The 14,863-nt window shown below is 68.7% G+C and carries 13 protein-coding genes; 3 read left to right on the forward strand and 10 right to left on the reverse strand.

Annotated elements, in window-relative coordinates; all coding sequences use genetic code 11:
* Window positions 1–22: 22 nt before the first annotated feature.
* Entirely contained in the window at window positions 23–2,206 is a 2,184-nt protein-coding gene (locus VFK57_05595) for a glutamine synthetase III (protein HET7695163.1), read from the reverse strand.
* 96 nt (window positions 2,207–2,302) lie between these two features.
* On the opposite strand from VFK57_05595, the gene VFK57_05600 reads away from it, so the two are divergent.
* A complete protein-coding gene (locus tag VFK57_05600) occupies window positions 2,303–2,656 on the forward strand; it encodes a helix-turn-helix transcriptional regulator (protein HET7695164.1) in 354 nt (117 codons plus the stop codon).
* Between the two features lie 10 nt (window positions 2,657–2,666).
* Here VFK57_05600 and VFK57_05605 read toward each other — a convergent pair whose 3' ends face one another.
* Window positions 2,667–3,104: an SRPBCC family protein gene (locus VFK57_05605; GenBank protein HET7695165.1), complete on the reverse strand. Its 438-nt coding sequence runs from the start codon at window positions 3,102–3,104 to the stop codon at window positions 2,667–2,669.
* A gap of 2 nt (window positions 3,105–3,106) precedes the next feature.
* On the reverse strand, window positions 3,107–3,967 hold the full coding sequence (locus VFK57_05610) for a DUF1684 domain-containing protein (protein HET7695166.1): 861 nt from the start codon (window positions 3,965–3,967) through the stop codon (window positions 3,107–3,109).
* 171 nt (window positions 3,968–4,138) lie between these two features.
* Here VFK57_05610 and VFK57_05615 point away from each other — a divergent pair, with 171 nt between their 5' ends.
* Both VFK57_05615 and dinB read left to right on the forward strand, forming a co-directional pair.
* Window positions 4,139–4,852, forward strand: a complete 714-nt coding sequence (locus VFK57_05615; GenBank protein HET7695167.1) for a peptidase inhibitor family I36 protein — start codon at window positions 4,139–4,141, stop codon at window positions 4,850–4,852.
* 24 nt (window positions 4,853–4,876) lie between these two features.
* Window positions 4,877–5,953 (forward strand): DNA polymerase IV, encoded by a 1,077-nt coding sequence (gene dinB, locus VFK57_05620; GenBank protein ID HET7695168.1) that lies wholly within the window; start codon window positions 4,877–4,879, stop codon window positions 5,951–5,953.
* Here the strand turns inward: dinB and VFK57_05625 are convergent.
* From VFK57_05625 to VFK57_05655, 7 genes are all read right to left on the reverse strand, one after another.
* A complete protein-coding gene (locus VFK57_05625; GenBank protein HET7695169.1) occupies window positions 5,950–7,266 on the reverse strand; it encodes a tetratricopeptide repeat protein in 1,317 nt (438 codons plus the stop codon). The two genes, dinB and VFK57_05625, sit on opposite strands and share 4 nt — an antisense overlap.
* Before the next feature lie 5 nt (window positions 7,267–7,271).
* Window positions 7,272–8,108 carry a VWA domain-containing protein gene (locus VFK57_05630; protein HET7695170.1) on the reverse strand — a complete coding sequence of 279 codons (837 nt, stop codon included), beginning with the start codon at window positions 8,106–8,108 and terminating at the stop codon, window positions 7,272–7,274.
* A gap of 262 nt (window positions 8,109–8,370) precedes the next feature.
* A complete protein-coding gene (locus tag VFK57_05635) occupies window positions 8,371–9,852 on the reverse strand; it encodes an NYN domain-containing protein (protein HET7695171.1) in 1,482 nt (493 codons plus the stop codon).
* 13 nt (window positions 9,853–9,865) lie between these two features.
* Complete coding sequence (locus VFK57_05640) at window positions 9,866–10,987, reverse strand: peptidylprolyl isomerase (GenBank protein ID HET7695172.1); 1,122 nt, start codon at window positions 10,985–10,987, stop codon at window positions 9,866–9,868.
* Window positions 10,988–11,018: 31 nt separating this feature from the next.
* A complete protein-coding gene (locus VFK57_05645; GenBank protein ID HET7695173.1) occupies window positions 11,019–12,296 on the reverse strand; it encodes an ABC transporter permease in 1,278 nt (425 codons plus the stop codon).
* Entirely contained in the window at window positions 12,293–13,594 is a 1,302-nt protein-coding gene (locus VFK57_05650; GenBank protein ID HET7695174.1) for an efflux RND transporter periplasmic adaptor subunit, read from the reverse strand. The genes VFK57_05645 and VFK57_05650 overlap by 4 nt, the downstream gene beginning before the upstream one ends.
* Window positions 13,591–14,859, reverse strand: a complete 1,269-nt coding sequence (locus tag VFK57_05655) for an efflux RND transporter periplasmic adaptor subunit (protein HET7695175.1) — start codon at window positions 14,857–14,859, stop codon at window positions 13,591–13,593. The genes VFK57_05650 and VFK57_05655 overlap by 4 nt, the downstream gene beginning before the upstream one ends.
* Between the last annotated feature and the right edge of the window lie 4 nt (window positions 14,860–14,863).

The following is a 14,863-nucleotide window of genomic DNA, read 5'->3' on the forward strand; positions in this document are numbered from 1 at the left end:
CGCCCGGCGTTGCGTTGGCCCGCTACTTGACGAACAGCATCTCCCGGTAGGTGGGCAGCGGCCAGTGGCCGTGCGGGACGATGGTCTCGAGCGCGTCCCCGACCTCCCGCAGCGCCGCCATCGCCGGGATGACCTTGTCGCGGAAGTACTTGGCGTGCTTGAGCGGTTCGCTGTCCTCGTGCTCGAGCAGGTCGTGGAGCTTGTCGACCCTGACCTTCGCCTCATCCGTCAGGCGGCAGAGATCGTCGAGGGCGCGGCGGGTTTCTTTCGCCACCGCCCCGGCGGCCTTCACGGCCGCCACCGACTGCGCCATCTCGCCTTGGTACTTGTAAGCGGCCGGCAGGATGTAGCGATTCGCCATCAGCACCATCAGCTGGGCTTCGATGTTGATGGTCTTGTTGTACTGCTCGACGGCGACGTCGTGCCGCGCGTGCAGCTCGCGCTCGTTGAGCACGCCGTATTTCTCGAACGCCTTGATGACGTCGGGCTTCAGCGCCTCGCCGTAGGCGTCGACCGAGGTGCGGTGGTTGAGCAGGCCGCGGCGGGCCGCTTCCTTCTGCCATTCCTCGGAGTAGCCGTTGCCGTTGAAGATGATCCGCTTGTTCTCGCGAATCACTTTGGTGAGCAGCGCCTTCACCGCCGCCTGCAGCTTCTTGCCTTCCTTGAGCCCCTTCTCCAGTTCCGTCGCGACGTAGTCCAGCGATTCCGTCACCGCGACGTTGAGGCACACGTTCGGCAGCGCGATGCTCTGGTTGGACGACACCGCGCGGAACTCGAACTTGTTGCCGGTGAAGGCGAACGGGCTGGTCCGGTTGCGGTCGCCGGCGTCGCGCGGCAGCTTGGGCAGCACGTTGACGCCGATATCCATGATGCCGCCGCTCTTGGTCGTTTTCGCCGATCCGGCCTTCTCGATCTGCTGGAAGATGTCGGTCAGCATGTCGCCGAGGAAGATCGAGATGATGGCCGGCGGCGCTTCGTTGGCGCCGAGCCGGTGATCGTTGCCGGCGCTGGCGATCGAGAAGCGCAGCAGCCCGGCGAACTTGTTCACCGCGCGCAGCACCGCGGCGCAGAACACCAGGAACTGGATGTTGTCGTGCGGCGTGTCGCCGGGGTTCAGGAGGTTGTTCCCCAGCTCGTCGCTCATGCTCCAGTTCAGATGCTTGCCCGAGCCGTTGACGCCGGCGAACGGCTTTTCGTGCATCAGGCACGCCAGACCGTATTTCGGCGCCACCCGCCGCAGCATCTCCATCGTCATCATCTGATGGTCGGTGGCGACGTTGGCGTTCTCGAAGATAGGCGCGACTTCGTACTGGCTGGGCGCGACTTCGTTGTGCCGGGTCTTGATCGGCACGCCGACTTTGTACAGCTCACGCTCGACCTCCATCATGAAGGCCAGCACGCGATCGGGAATCGACCCGAAATAGTGGTCCTCCATCTCCTGGCCCTTCGGCGGACGCGCGCCGAACAGCGTGCGGCCGGCGTTGATCAAGTCGGGGCGGTTGAAATAGAACTGCCGGTCGATGAGGAAGTATTCCTGCTCCGGGCCGCAGGTCGTCGTGACGCGCTGCGCCTTCGATCCGAACAGCTTCAGGATGCGGACCGCCTGTTTCGACAGGGCTTCCTGCGATCGCAGCAGCGGCGTCTTCTTGTCGAGGGCGTCGCCGGTCCAGCTCACGAACGCGGTGGGGATGACCAGCGTCGCCCCCTGCGGCGTGACCAGCAGCCACGGCGGGCTGGTCGGATCCCAGGCGGTGTAGCCGCGGGCCTCGAAGGTGGATCGCATCCCGCCCGACGGAAAGCTCGAGGCGTCCGGCTCCCCGCGCACCAGCTCCTTGCCGCTGAACTCCGCGACGGCGCGGCCGTCCGGAGTGGGGTTGAGAAACGAGTCGTGCTTCTCGGCGGTGATGCCGGTCATCGGCTGGAACCAGTGCGTGTAGTGGGTGGCGCCGTGCTCCACCGCCCAGTCCTTCAGCGCGCTGGCGACGATGTCGGCGTGGGACGGGTCGAGCGACTCGCCGTGCGCGACGGCGCGGCGCAGGCCGCGGAACACATCCTTCGGCAGCCGGGCGCGCTGGACCTCCTCGTTGAACGTGAGCGAGCCGAACTCGTCGGTCGCCTTGCGGTTGCTGAACGCGGTGGCGTTCCTCACCGACATGCCGAACTCGTTGATGTTGCGGATAGCGTCGCCCGAAGCTGCGGATCCCATGCGTGCAGTCCCCCCTTGCAAAGAAGCGATTATGGTCGGGGCGGCGGGGCGCCTGCAAGCGAAAATCGCGGAAAATCTGTTGATATAGTTAACAATGTGAGACAAATCAGGCCCGCGGATTTTTTCGCGCCGATCGTCGGCGAGTTCGAACAGTTCGTGCTGCTGGCGCTCGTCCGCCTCGGCAATGGCGCGTACGGCGCCGCGATCCGGCGGGAGATCCGCGAACGCACCGGGCGCGACGCGTCGGGCGGCACCGTCTACATGACGCTCGCCCGTCTCGAGCAGAAGAAGATGGTCGCCTCCTATGCCGGCAATCCGACCGCGCAGCGCGGCGGCCGCCGGCGCCGCCACTACCTGATCGACACGGCAGGACAGAAGGCGCTCGGCCGCGGCTACCGCGGCATCGTCGCCATGGCCGAGGGCATCGAGAAGGAACTGCTCGCGCTCTAGCCTGGCGCGGTCATTCGCTGCGCTCGACCTCCCGCTTGAGGCCTGGCAGGTGCTCCGCGAAGCGCTCGCGGTTGGTGCGGACCATCAGCGGCAGCAGCAGCCACATCACCCCGCTCGGGCGCAGATTGCAGGTGAACGTGACCACCGTCCCGCCGCGGTCGGGCGCGAGCAGGTATTCGAACGTGCCGGTGGCCTTCTTCGTCACGCTGCGCAGCCCGAACCGCCGCGCCGTTTCGAAGGCACACACCTCGCAGCGCGTGGTGTGAACGCGGCCGGGCAGCGCAAACGTGATCTGAAGCTCGGTTCCGACGCGGAGCGGCCCCTCGGTCAGAATCCGCACCTCGCGCACGTGGTCGTGCCAGCGCGGCGCCTTCGTGAAATCCATCATGAAGGCCCACACCTGTGCCGGCGACCGTTCGATCCGGATGGTGTATTTGAACGACCGCATCGTCAGTGATGGCGCAGCTCGCCGGCGCGAATCGCGACCGCGAGCTGATTGTCCTTCGTCGGCAGCGGACAGGTGGCGAAGCCGGTGAACGCACAGGGCGGGTTGTAGGCCCGGTTGAAATCCAGGTCGACGTAGCCGTCCTTCGGCAGCGGGGCGTGCAGGTAGCGGCCGGCTTCGTAGGTCTCGGTGCGGCTCGTGAGATCCTTGAAGATGAAGAACAGATCCTCCCGACGGGAGGTTTCGTACACGGGCTCGAGCCGCCAGGTGCGTCCCTCCAGCGTGAACTCGACGTAGCCGGGACTCTCCATCGGCACGAGCTGACCGAGCACGTTCAACACGGAAACGGTCTTCATCGCCTGGTACGGCGTGAATCGCGCCTTCAGGCGATACGCCGGGTCGGTCGGGAAATAGCGCAGGCCCGCGAACCTCCTGCGGGCCGGGCTGTCGGGATCGAGCATGCGCAGTCCGACGCGGTCGCCGCGGCGGATGACGAACAGGCTGATGCGCGCGCTCACGACCGCGTTCGACTCGCCGCCGGCGAGCACGACCGGTCCCGAGGCGTGTTTCCCCGCCACCTCGACGTGGGCCGCGGGGTCCGGCGCGAAGGTCACCTTACCGGCCGCCAGGGTGAACACCCCGAGGCGCTTCGGCGCACGCGCCGGCAGCTTGATCTCCGAGGCCGGGTCGCTGCCCGCGCTGTTCGCGCCGTCGTGGAGCCAGAACAGTCCCTGAACCGCCAGCCATCCGTTGGGGGCCGTCAGCTCCGCCAGACGCTTCTGCCGGTACGTGTCGAGCTCCGCGCGATACGACGCCGTCTGACCGGCGGCGAGCGCGAGAACGATTGCGGCACAGAGTGATTTCATCGGTCGCGCCTTTCAAGCGTGGCGCGCGCGGCGTCCATACGCGGAGGATACACCGTTGCCGGCCGCGGATGGCACGGATCAGGCCACGGATTACACGGAGCACGCGAGCACACGGAGTCCATCGGCACGGTGATACGATGGCTGCGTTCCCTGCCACGGAAAGGAGCCTGCATGACGTCCACGAGAATCGCGGTGGCCGCCTGCGCCGCCGTGCTCGCGGTTGCCTCGGCCGCGGAGGCGCAGCGATGGGGTTACGGCCGGCGGCCCCGCGACGGCGCGTGCTTCTACGAGGACCGTAACTTCGGCGGTCAGTACTTCTGTGTCGACGCGGGCGCGAACCTGCCGTCGATCCCGCAGGGGATGAGCGATCGGATCTCCTCGCTTCGCGTCTTCGGCCGGGCGGAGGTCACGATCTATCGCGATTACCGCTTCAACGGGCGATCGACCCGGTTCACGCGCGATGTCCGCGACCTCAGGAACGAGGGCTGGAACGACGCCATTTCGTCGCTCGACGTGCGCGGCCGCAATGCCGGCGGCTCCGGCGGCGGCGATCCCGATCGCATCGTCCGCCGCGCGTACGACGACATCCTCGAGCGCGAGCCGGATTCAGCCGGCCTGCGGCTGTACCGCTCCCGCATTGTCGATGACGGGTGGACCGAGGCGCAGGTGCGCGACGCCCTGCGGCGCAGTCCCGAGTACCAGAAGCTGATGGCGGACAAGGCGCGCGAGATCGTGCGTCGTGCCTATCTCAACGTGCTCAAGCGGGAGCCGGACGCGGGCGCCGGCAGCTACGTCGACAAAGTCGTCCGCCAGCGCTGGACCCAGGCGGATGTGGAGCGGGAGCTGCGCAAGAGCCCCGAGTACCGCGCCCGCGGCGGACGGTAGCGCCGTCGACCCCGAGCGATGGCGGTGCGCCGCATTCTCCATGTCGACATGGACGCGTTCTACGCGTCCGTCGAGCAGCGCGACCGCCCCGAGCTGCGGGGCAAGCCGGTCGCGGTCGGCGGAGACCCGCACCGCCGCGGCGTCGTCGCCGCTGCCAGCTACGAAGCGCGGACGTTCGGGGTGCGCTCGGCGATCCCGATGGCGCGCGCGGTGCGTCTCTGCCCGCACCTGATCATCGTCAAGCCCGACTTCCGGAAGTATCGCGCCGCCTCTGACGCGGTGTTCGAGATCTTCCGCTCGGTGACGCCGCTCGTCGAGCCGATGTCGCTCGACGAGGCGTATCTCGACGTCACCGAGAACGCGTGGGGGGAACCGCTGGGCCGCAACGTCGCGCTGCGGATCAAGCGGGCGATTCGCGACGCGACCGGCCTCACCGCGTCTGCCGGCGTGGCGCCGAACAAGTTCCTGGCGAAGATCGCCTCTGCCTGGAAGAAGCCCGACGGCCTCACCGTGATCGCGCCGGAACGGGTCGAGCGCTTCCTGCAGACGCTGCCGGTGGACGCGCTGTGGGGCGTCGGACCGGTGACCGCCGCGCGTCTCCGCGAGCGCGGCATCGAACGGCTGGTCGACGTGCGCACCGCCGACGACGAGGTCCTGCGCGCCGCGGTGGGGAGCTGGAGTGAGTGGCTGCGGCAGCTCGCCAACGGCATCGACGATCGCGAGGTCGAGCCGCACCACGAGCCCAAATCATCCGGCAGCGAGAACACCTACTCGCAGGATCTCACCGACATCAACGAGATCCGCGCCGAGATCGACGGCATGGCGCGAGACGCGGCCGAGTGGCTGGTCGAGCACGGGCTGCTCTGCCGGACGGTGACGATCAAGGTCCGCTATTCCGATTTCACCACGATCACCCGCAGCCACTCGCGATCGCCGGCCACCCGCGACGACGAAGACATCGCGCAGCGGGCGGTGAAGCTCCTCGAACGCACCGACGCGGCGAGCCGGCCGGTCCGGCTGCTCGGCGTCAGCGTGCACAACCTGGAAGATCCGTCCGCGCCGTTCGAGCCGGAAGATCCGCGCCTTCCGTTCGACGACTAACGAGCGGCGGCGTACAAGGCGCGATAAAGCCGCTGCCACTCGCGTCCCGTGGCGAGACGATAGTCGAGCCAGGGATCGAGGCTCGGGATGGCCGACGACGGGTCGCGGGGCAGCAGCCCGATGGGTGCGATCGCTCCGGTGACGTCGCCGCGCAGCAGCGCGACCTGGCTCTTCGCGAGCAGCGCGGACTGCGCCTGCGGATACAGGCGCAGCGCCTCGTCGATCTCGTTCGCCGCCTCGCGCAGGCGGCCGAGCGCCTGCTCGGCACGGCCGGCGAACAGCCGCGCGAGAAACGCCAGATCCTCCGCGAGCGCCCCGGACAGCGCCGTGCGAGCGTGAACGAGCGCTTCGTCATGGCGTCGCCGCTCGATCAACACCCGCGCCAGCCGGAGCCGCGCCTCGGCGTACTGCGGGTCGACGGCGAGCGCGCGCCGGAACAGGCGCTCCGCCTCCGCGTCGGCCTCGGCTTTGGGCGGAATGTCGAGGCCGGCGGCGGCGCGGGTGGCGGCGTTCGCGGAACTGGGAAAACGGCCGCTCTCGCGCCAGCGGCGAATCGCGACCGTATCGACGTTGCGCATCAGGACCTGATTCGTCGGCATGCCCTGAATCTCCGCGTACACGGCGCGATCGAACAAGAGGCGCGGATCGTCCGGCACCAGCTTCGCCGCGTTCGCGAGATGCACCGCGGCCTCCGCGTAGACTCTCCGCTCGAACAGGAATGCCAGCGTGGCGTGATACCAGTCGCCGACGAACGGATCCGCCGGCGCGGCGTCATGGATGCGGCCGACGAGGCTCCGGACGAAGGGCCAGTTCCAGTCCGACTCGATCTGTCCGAGCACCTCGCCGTCGCGGCTCACCGTCATGCGCCTGGTCGAGAGGAGCGGCGACTGCGATGCCGGGACCGGCGGCAGCGACGGCAGCGGCGACGGCGGAATCGACTCACGCGCGACCGCGACGTCGCTGTGCAGGAGCACCGCCCGCTTGAGAAACCCGCCGTAGCCAAGACGGGCGAGCGAGGCTCGCGCGAGCGCGTCGACCTTCCTCTGCAACTCGGTGTCCGGATCGTAGCGGCGTCCGGACAGAATCGACAGAAAGGTCCGCAACGGATCGTCCAGCAGCTGACGCTCGTGGTAGGTGAACGCCATTATTCGATCGGCCGCCTGATCGAGGACGCCAGGGGTGTGACTGCCGACCGCGCCGGCCCAACGCTCGAGCACCGCCACACCCGACGCAGGGAAATCCGAGGCGGCGGCCGGCGCGGGCGCCACGGCCGCGATGGCCAGAGTCACGAGCGCGATCGCGCGGCGTCGCATATCACCTACCTGCCAGGGCCGATCCCGATGTAGCTCTGGCGAGCCTTGACGGACAGCCCGGGCCGCTTGACGCGCACGTCGAGCCGATGCAGGCCGCCGGGGTCGACGCCATTCGGCGTGAAGGCGAGCACGTAGCGGCTGCGGAAGTCGCTCAGGATCCGGCGGAAGGCGGACGCCAGTTCCGCTCCCGACGCGACGCGAATCGTCTGACCGCCGGTTGCGTCGGCGAGATCCCCCAGCTCCGAGGAGACGGTATCGCCGGCGGAGACGGCGTAGATCACCGCATTCGATCGCTTCGCGGCGTCGACGACGGCATCGGCGGTCAGCCAGCTCGAGGTGTCGTACCCGTCCGTGCAGACAACGACGAGCGATCGTCCGGGCTGGGCCTGTGTGCTCATGAGCGCGACGAACACGCCGTCGAGCACGGAAGTGTCGCCGGCCGGCTTGACGGCGGCGAGTTCCGCACGCACGGTATCCAGGTCGGGGGTGAGCGCGAGGCGCAGCGCGACGTCATGGCGGAAGGTGACGAGCGCCGCGCGATCGCCGCGAGTGAGGCCGGCAAGGAAGGCCTCGCTCGCCCGCAGCAGCTCCGCGTGGCGGCGTCCGTCGATGCTCGCGCTCACGTCGAAGGCGAGCACGGCGTTGATCGGCTCGCTGGATTCGATCAGATGAACCGGCTGGACGACACCGTTGTCGCGCAGCTCGAAGTCGGCGGCGCTGAGACCGGCGACCGGGACGCGGCCGTCGGTCACCATCACGTCGACGCGGACGCCGATGGTCCGCGACGAGAAGGTCTGCAGCAGGATCGCCGTCATCAACGCCGGGACGAGGGACGCGGCCACGGCGGAATCCTACTTCGAGGTGCGCGCCCAGCGGGTTCTTACGGGTTCTTACGGGTTCTTACGGGTTCTTCGGGTTCTCCGGGTTCTACAGGTTCTACGGGTTCTACGGCAGTTCTCCGGGTTCGGGTTCTACGGGTTCTCCGGGTTCAACGTCGGTTCTACGGGTTCACGGGAAGTTCGACCAACCCGCACCCGAAGAACCTGAACCCGGAGAACCTGAACCCGAAGAACCTGTAGAACCCGGAGAACCCGGAGAACCCGTTTAAGCGTCTGCCGCGACCGCGACCTTCTTGCGTCCGCCGCGGGGCTTGGCGACCGACTTCTTTTCGCGCGGCTCCTTCGCCGGCTTCGGCTCCTTGGTACGGGCTGCCCGGCCGCCGGCGGTGCGGCGCCGGGTGCCGCGGGGCGCGTGGCGCTCCTCGACCGGCGACTGTTCCTCCTCGGCCGGCTGGGTTTCGGCCGCGGGGGCCTCCTCGGCATCCAGAATCGCCGGCGCGGCGCTCTCGCGGACGACGTCGCCGTCCACGATCTCCGCCTCGCGCTGCTCGGCGGCGAGCAGTTCGGCTTCCGCCTGCGCCGCCAGGCGCTCGGCGGCGGCGATGTCGGCGGCGTCGATCGCTCCCACCGCCCGCCCTTCCGCTTCCTTCATGACGTTCCCCTGGAAGAAGCGGATGACGCCCTGGCGATCCCGTTCCATCCGGAAGAGACCTTCCTTCTGGCACGCCCGCAGCAGATCGTTGAGGCTCTGGAACCCGAACTTCCGCTCGTCGAACGACGGGTCCACTCCTCTCAGGTACTGCTTCACCTGGCGCACGTACATCGGCCAGCGCGGCGGCTGCTGCGCGGTCTGGAACAGGCGGCGCACTTCGGCCACCGCTTCGGCGGCCCGCGGCGCGCCGGACGGCTGGTGGGCGTGCGGCGCGGGCTGCTGCCGCTCCTCCACGGGTGCCGCCGCCGGGGCCGCCGCGGAGACCCCGCGTCCCTCGTCCTTCAGCTCCACCAGGATGTTGCGCCCGGACTCCTTCAGCGTCACCGCGCCGGCGGCGGCGAGCTTCTCGGCGAAATCGCGGAACGTGCTGGCACCGTAGGTGCGCTCCGAGAACGTCGAGTCGAGCTGGAGCATCGTGCTCTTCAGCAGCCCGAGCTGCGGCGAGACTTCGCGGTCGCTCAGCACCTTCAGGGCGCGGCGCAGGAGCGGCACCACCTGCTCGATCGACGCCGGAGCGCCGGCCGGGCCGGCAGGCCCGCGCCCGCCGCGCTCGCCGCGCGCGCGCCCGCCGATCAGGTTCTCGTAGGCGATGAACTCGTGGCAGTTGCGCTGCATCACCTGGCTGGTGAACGAGCGGCCGCCGACCACGAAGATCTGTTTGTCGTACTGCTTCAGCTTCTCGACCAGCGAGATGAAGTCGCTGTCACCGCCGACGATGACGTAGGCGCTGATGTGCGGATGGGTGAACGCCATCTCGAGGGCGTCGAGCGCGAGGTTGATGTCGGCGCCGTTCTTGTCGCCGCCGGGCGTGAGATTGCGCTGGACCAGCTTGGTCGCATGCTGCGTGAGCGAGCGGCTGTAGTCGCCGGCGCGGGTCCAGTCGCCATAGGCGGTCTTGGACACGACGTCGCCGCGCTCCTTGAGCGCCTCGAGGACGACGCCGATGTCGAACTGTGCGTTGAGGGTGTTTTTGACGCCGATTTCGATGTTGTCGAAATCGATGAAGACGGCAATCTTGAGTCTGGTGTCTGCCATGTGAAAACTTGCGTTATCCCACGATCCGGACCTTCAGCAGGTCGATGCGCGTGGTTGGAGTCTCGCCACTGACGGGCGCGGCTGCGATCTTGTCGAGGACGTCGAGGCCGTCGATCACGCGGCCGAAGACGGTGTACTTCCCGTCGAGCGAGGGCGCGTCCGCTAGAACGATGAAGAACGACGTGGTGGCGCTGGCAGGGTCGTCGCCGCGAGCCATCGACACGATCCCTTTGACGTGCCTGGTGTCGTTGAACTCGGGCTGAAGGTTGTGCACCAGTTTCTGCTGCTTCTCGGTGAGCGGCGTGCCGCGGTCGTTCAGGGCGCCGGTCTGCGCCACGAAACCGCGCACGACGCGGTGAAACGGGGTGCCGTCGTACACACCTGCCTGCGCCAGCTGCAGGAAGTTGCGCACGTGCTCCGGCGCCTGGCGGGCGTCGAAGCCGATGGTGATGCTCCCCAGGGACGTCTCGAGCACCGCGGTGCGCCGCTCGAGCTGTTCCGGGGTATCGCTCGCAAACGGCAGCGGTTCCGGCGGCGGCGTGTCCCGGATGGTCACCGATCGGATGACCACCCGCTCCAGCGGCGCGCCCTTCGCGTCCGCCGGCAGCTGGGAAATTCGCTCCACCACGTCCATGCCGTCGCTGACGCGGCCGAACAGCGTGAACTGGCCGGCCAGCGCCGGCTGATCGGTCACGCAGACGAAGAACTGCGCGCCGCCGCTGTCCGGTTGATTGGGCCGGAGCGCCGCGCCCACCGCCCCGCGCGTGAACGGCTCGGCGCTGTGCTCCGCCTTCAGCACGCCGAGCCCGCCGCTGCCGTACCGCGACGCCTTGGCGGGATCCTTCGACAGCGGGTCGCCGCCCTGCACGATCCCGTTTCTCACGACGCGGTGAAACAGCGTGTTCGCGTACGCCCCCTCAGCGGCCAGTTTCATGAAGTACCCGACATGATTGGGCGCCAGATCCGGCCGCAAGCCGATGACGAACGTCCCCGCGCTCGTCTCGACCACCGCCTGCTTCCCCGTCATCTGCTCGACGCTCACCCGCGCCTGGAAGGGGACCGGGCCTGCAGGCTTCCGCCCGGCCTGCAACGGCAGAGCTGCGGCGAACGCGGCCAGCAGGATCAGAACGGGCACAACCTACCAATTATATGGGACCGCGGGAGATCTATTCGTAGTGCAGCGCCTTCACCGGGTCCAGGCGGGACGCGCGGACGGCAGGGTACAGGCCGAAGACGATGCCGATCACCACCGACACGCCGAACGCGAGCACGATGGAGCTGGTGGTGACGATCGTCGACCAGCCGGCGAGCATGCCGATGAGCTGCGACAGGCCGACCCCGGTGAGGATGCCGGCGACGCCGCCGGTCAGCGAGATGATCGTCGTCTCGATCAGGAACTGGCGGACGACGTCGCGCTGCCGGGCGCCGATCGCCCGGCGCACGCCGATCTCGCGCGTCCGCTCCAGCACGCTCGCCAGCATGATGTTCATGATCCCGATGCCGCCCACCAGCAGCGAGATCGAGGCGATGGCCACCATGACCATCTCGAAGATCCGCTGCGTGCGGCGCTGCTCCGCGAGCAGCTCGGCCGGGGAGACGATGGTGAAGTCGCCGGCGCCGCGATGGGCGACGTCGAGGATGCCGCGGATCATCGCCGCCGCCCCGGTGATGTCCGAGCCCTGCGCCATCTGCAGGTAGATGCCGTCGATCTCGTCCTTCTGCGCGCTCTGGCCGTCCTCGAGCCGGAAGACCGACGAGTAGAGCGGCACGTAAATGATGTTGTTGCGATCCTGCGCCGGAATGCCGGCGACGTCCGACTGCACCGTCAACTGCGGCCCGGCCACCCCGACGACGCGGAACCACTGATCGTTCACTTTCACGTACTTGCCGATCGGATCCTCGGCGCCGAACAGCGCCGCGGCCGCCGCTTCGCCGAGCACCGCCACCGGCGCCGCCGACGTCGTTTCCGTCTCGTCGAAGAAGCGGCCCGAGGCAACCTGCAGGCTCGCGATCGTGGCGTAGGACGGCGACACGCCGTAGACCACCGGCGAATCCCCGGCCACCGGCTTGGGCATCAGCTTCGAGGGCGTGAAGCGTTTGCGCGCGCTCGCGGCGGTGATGTTCTCGATGTTCGACTGGATGACGCGCAGGTCCTGGAACGACAGGCCGGCCGACAGCTTGCGGACCTTCTGCAGCGCCTGGTTGTCGGGCGCTTCCCGCGCCTCGACGATCAGGTTGCGGACGCCGAGCTGTTCGATGAACGCCATCACCTCCTGCTGCGCGCCCGCGCCGATCGACAGCATCGCCACCACCGCCGCGACGCCGAAGATCATCCCCAGCATCGTCAGCAGCGAGCGCAGCTTGTGCGCGCGGAGGTTCTCCAGGCCGAGCCGCAGCTCGGGCAGCAGGTCGGTGGACCAGAGATGGGTGCGCGTCGAGATCACTTCGCCATGCCGGTGGTGGGGCCCGAGGGCGCCCTGGCGCGGCGCGTGGCCACGTCGGGATCGACGAGGGCGATGACGTCCCCCTCGTTCAGCCCGCTGACCACGGCGCGGCTCTCGGTGCGGTTCTCGACTTTCACGTCGCGCCGTTCGAAGCGGTCGCCGCCGGCCTGCAGGAACACGAAGGTCTTGCCGTTCTTCTCGAACACCGCCTGACGCGGCACGTGCAGCGCATCCTTGATCTCGCGGCCGTCGATGACGACGCGCAGCGAGGAGCCGGCGCGCATCGCCGGATCCGGCTTGTCGAACTGCAGCGTGATGTCGAACTGGCGCACGGCGCTCGTCTCGAAGAAGTTGCCGCGCGAGGCGCTGCCGCTCAGCGGCCCGACCCTGGCGGGAAACGTCCGTCCGGGCAGCGCGTCGATCTGCACCGTCGCCGGCTGGCCCGCCTGCAGGTTGTCGCGATCGGTCTCGGTGACCTTGGCGCGCACTTCCATCATCCCGCTCTCGACGATGTCGGCGATGTTGCGGCCGGAGAAGGTCGAATCCCCCTCGCGGTATTGCGGCAGGATCATCCCGGTGAAGAAGAAGAACTGCCCGTCGCGGTTCTCCTTCACCGAGACGACCCCGTCCGACGGCGCCTTGACGATGAGGTTGTCGATGATCCCCTGGGCGCGCTCCATCGCCATCTGCGCCTTGTTGCGCCGCTCCTGCACCACCGCGAGCGCCGCCTGGCTGGTCGCCGTCCTCGCCGCCGCGTCGTCCTCGAGCTGCTTCAGGCGGCGCCGCGACTCTTCGAGCGTGAGCAGGTTCTTCTGCGCTTCGATCGCGCCGATGAACTCGTTGCCCGCGGTGTCGAGCTCGGCCCGGCGCACGTTGTAGCGCGCCGTCAGCATGTCGAGCGCCTGCTGCGAGGCGGTGACCGCCTGGTCGGCGCGCATCTTCACGATCTGCTGCTCGGCCTCGGCGAGATCGGTCTTCGCCTGCTGCAGCGCGTACTCCTGATCGGCGGCGTCGAACTCGATGACCTCGTCGTCTTTCCTGACCGCGGTGCCGGTCTGCAGCAGCCGGACGATGCGGAGCATGCCGCCCGCCGGCGGCGCCATCAGGTTGACGGTGCGCCCGGCGCGCAGCTCGCCGGTGGCGTAGACCGTCAGCTTCAGGGGTCCGCGGACCGCCTTCGCGGTCGGCACGATCGTGCCGCGGTCGGGAAGCACCGGCGCGCCGGTGGCGAACGTCGCGGCGATCGCCGCGATGACGATCACGCCGAGCGCCCAGACCGCACGCCGCTTCCGGATCACGACTTCCTCCGGATCAGTTCCGGCTCGGGGCGCCGCATCGCGAGCTTGTCGCCGGCCTGCACGCCGGCGCTCACCGCCGCCTGCTCGCGGCCCCGCCGCACGATCTCGATCGACTGCTCGTCGAACTTCGATCCGTTCAGCCGGTAGACGACCGGGCGTCCGTCCTTCTGGAAGATCGCTTCGGCCGGCACCAGCGTGGCGTCCGGCATCCGGTCGGCGGCGATGCGCGCCGTGGCGGTCATGCCGGGACGGATGCGCGGATCGCGCTCTTCGAGGACCAGGCCCAGATCGAAGTTCCTGACCGGCGGCCATCCCGACGAGAAGTCGACCCGCGCCAGCACCGAGATCAGATCGACTTTCGCGGCGAACTCCTTGCCGGGGACGGCTTCGATCTTCACCGTCGCGGCCTGCCCCACCTTCAGCCGGCCGCGATCGGACTCGTCGAGGCGGGCTTCGAGATGGATCGACGACAGGTCCGGCAGCTCCAGGATGCCCGCGCCCGCCCAGGCGCGATCCCCTTCGCGGAACTCCACGCCGCCGCCGCCGAACGGTCCGCCGGACCGCGGGTTCGGCAGGACGTTGACCGTGCCGTCGGCGGGGGCGACGAGCTTCAGCGCGGCAATCGATCGCAGCGTCCGCTCGACGTCCGCGAGCGCCTTGTCGCGGCGGCGCCGCCGCCCGGTGAGCTCCGCTTCGATCGCCGCCGCCGTCGAGAGCGATTTGGCTTCGATCTCCTTCAACCGCTGTTCGGCGTCGGCGAGCGCCAGCTTGGCGTTCTCGTACTCGAGCCGCGACACGATCTCGCGCTTGCCGAGATCGAGCCTGGCGCGCTCGACGTCGTACTTGGCCTTGAGGATCTCGGTCTGCCGCTGCTCGGCGGTGATCTTGGTCTGCGCCAGGGACTGCTCGATTTCCCCTTCCGCCGTCTTCAGCTCGGAGCGGCGCTCCATCAGGCGCTGATTGAGCGACGTCGCGTCGAATTCGACGACCACGTCCCCCTTCTTCACCGCGGCGCCGTTCTTCACCAGCTTGACGATCTGCAGCTCGCCGCCGGCGTCGAGCGGCGCCGCGAGCTGGATCGATTTCGCCGGCCGGATGTCGCCGCGGATCTGGATGTAATCGACGAAGTCGCCGCGCGTCACCTCCCCGGTGGTGACGTTGGGGATCGCGCCGCTGCTGCGGGCGTTGATGGCAATGCCCGCGGCGGCAATCGCCACGACGGCGCCGGCCGCGGCGAGCAGCCGCCTGCTGGGTCGGATTCTCATGGGT

The organism is Vicinamibacterales bacterium, from assembly GCA_035699745.1.
Taxonomy (GTDB): Bacteria; Acidobacteriota; Vicinamibacteria; order Vicinamibacterales; family 2-12-FULL-66-21; genus JAICSD01.